The following is a 1987-nucleotide window of genomic DNA, read 5'->3' as shown; positions in this document are numbered from 1 at the left end:
CAGTTATTATTATGGATAATGCAAGATTCCATAGAATGGGTAAGCTAGAACTCTTGTGTGAAGAGTTTGGGCATAAACTTTTACCTCTTCCTCACTACTCACCTGAGTACAATCCTATTGAGAAAACATGGGCTCATATCAAAAAGCATATCAAAAAAGTATTACCGAGTTGTAATACTTTTTTCGAGGCCCTTTTATCCTGCTCTTGTTTCAATTGACTATACCATATAGAAAAATGCTTTGATTCACAATGGAATCAAAGCATTTTAAAGAGCTCCCCATACATAATCGCAGAAGCTGCGGTTCCTCGGTACTTGGCTTCTTCTATTTTGATAAAGCGAGCCAAGTTGAGCAACTCAGGTGCCGGATGTTTGGGATTAAGGAGCAATTCACGATTGACCAGGCCTGAGAGACGAACTGCCAGCAATTGCCCATTTGTAGTAGGCAGTTTTTTAGCAGTTTCTAGGAGAGCAGCAACTAAATCTTCACTCAAATCATGTCTAGCATGATTGTAAAGATCTTTTATAAGACTTTCTAGGTTTGGTTCTACCATCCCTACCACCTCCCTTATGTTTAATAATTTTTAATCAAATCAACTGTTGAACGATCCAATTTCTTCACCAAGGCTTGTAAGAAAGCTTGCGCTTCTAGGAAGTCATCCATTGCATAAAGTGTTTGGTGAGAATGGATATAACGAGCGCAGACACCAATCGTTGTAGATGGGACACCACCATTTTTCAGATGAGCTGTTCCAGCGTCTGTTCCGCCTTTGCCACAGTAGTATTGATACTTGATCCCAGCTTCTTCAGCCGTTGTCAAAAGGAAATCCTTCATCCCTGGGAGAAGCAAGTGACCTGGATCATAGAAGCGAATCAAGGTTCCATCCCCAATCTTTCCTTGACCACCGTAGACATCACCTGCTGGTGAACAGTCTACTGCTAGGAAAACTTCTGGATCAAACTTGGTTGTGGAAGTATGAGCACCACGGAGACCAACCTCTTCTTGGACGTTAGAGCCAAGATAGAGTTCATTTCCGAGTTTTTGGCCTGAAAGAGCTTTTGCTAGCTCACTCACCATAAGAACCCCGTAGCGGTTGTCCCAAGCTTTTGAGATGATATTTTTTTCATTAGCTGTCAAGATAGCACTACTATCAGGTACAATCGTGTCACCAGGACGGATACCAAAGCTTTCTGCTTCAGCCTTATCCGCAAAACCACCATCAAAAATGATATCTGCAATAGCAGGCATGGTTGGTCCACCTGTTCCACGTGTCAAATGTGGAGGGACTGAACCTGAAATCACTGGAATTTCACGACCATCGCGAGTAAAGAGTTTAAAACGTTGGCTACTAACCACCATAGGGTTCCAACCACCGATTTCAACGACACGGAAGGTACCATCTGGCTTGATTTCGCTAACCATAAAACCAACTTCATCCATATGAGAAGCGACCAAGACACGAGGAGCATCGGTGACTTCTGAATGTTTAATCCCGAAAATACCGCCCAAGCCATCTGTCACTACTTCATCCACGTGCGGTGTCAACTTTTCACGAAGATAAGCACGTACAGGGGCTTCGTGACCCGAGATTGCAGCAAGTTCTGTTACTTCTTTGATTTTCGAAAATAATGTTGTCATATCAGTTCCTTCTTTCTGTCATCCATTTTACCACTTTTTATAGGAGAAGGATAGAGGAAAGTTATTCTGGTTTTAAAAATTAGTTTTTTAAATATCTCAAATTCTAATTTTGCTAGAGAATACTCATTATTTATTTAACTAAAAACTAACCAAATAACTTGCTCCCCAAACCATTAACAAAATAATTTAATTTCAGAAAAATATTAACTAATAAATTATTCAAAATACTTACTATAGTTAATTGCAACAAGAGCAGGACAAAAGAACCTCGAAAAAAGAGTCTGGTACAATAGTCCCTTATCTCCAAAAAAAGCAACGGATTTGCCGTTGCTTTTTGCATGGTTGCGAC

3 protein-coding genes and 1 pseudogene are annotated in these 1987 nt (G+C 40.5%); 1 reads left to right on the top strand and 3 read right to left on the bottom strand.

Annotated elements, in window-relative coordinates; genetic code table 11:
* Positions 1 to 218 (top strand): transposase (locus QZ114_RS06955; protein ID WP_295501390.1); only part of this gene is annotated, 218 nt, incomplete at its 5' end.
* A gap of 38 nt (positions 219 to 256) precedes the next feature.
* On the opposite strand, the gene QZ114_RS06950 is transcribed toward QZ114_RS06955, so the two are convergent.
* The 3 genes and pseudogenes from QZ114_RS06950 to QZ114_RS06940 form a co-directional block, all read right to left on the bottom strand.
* Positions 257 to 553 (bottom strand): bacteriocin immunity protein, encoded by a 297-nt coding sequence (locus QZ114_RS06950; protein WP_295501387.1) that lies wholly within the window; start codon positions 551 to 553, stop codon positions 257 to 259.
* A 20-nt stretch (positions 554 to 573) separates the two neighbouring features.
* Entirely contained in the window at positions 574 to 1638 is a 1065-nt protein-coding gene (gene pepA, locus QZ114_RS06945) for a glutamyl aminopeptidase (RefSeq protein WP_295501384.1), read from the bottom strand.
* Between the two features lie 145 nt (positions 1639 to 1783).
* A pseudogene (locus QZ114_RS06940) lies at positions 1784 to 1987 on the bottom strand (hypothetical protein); the annotation flags it as partial.

The sequence above is a fragment of the uncultured Streptococcus sp. genome, from assembly GCF_901875575.1.
Classification (GTDB): Bacteria; Bacillota; Bacilli; order Lactobacillales; family Streptococcaceae; genus Streptococcus.
The sequence above is the reverse complement of the archived record's forward strand: the minus strand, read 5'-3'. Positions and strand labels throughout refer to the sequence as shown.